The following is a 269-nucleotide window of genomic DNA, read 5'->3' on the forward strand; positions in this document are numbered from 1 at the left end:
GTTACATACGGAGACTGGTCAGAAGCTAAAGACTTACCTGAAGTGAAATCACCAGTAGTTAAAGGATACTTAGCTGATAAAGCAACAGTACCAGCTACAAAAGTAACTGCAGATTCAGAAAATACTAAAGAAGTAGTAACCTACAAACCAATCGGTTCATGGATTCCAAACATCCCAGGTCAACCAACAAACCCAATCAAGTATCCAAATGATCCAACAGATCCAACAAAACCGGGTCAACCAACAGAAACATTACCATACGTTCCAGG

General features: G+C 40.1%; 1 protein-coding gene. It reads left to right on the forward strand.

The window, feature by feature from the left end:
• On the forward strand, positions 1-269 hold a 269-nt coding region (locus ACYQ78_RS39655; protein WP_459806151.1), incomplete at both ends, for a mucin-binding protein.

Source organism: Herbidospora sp. RD11066 (assembly GCF_054661255.1).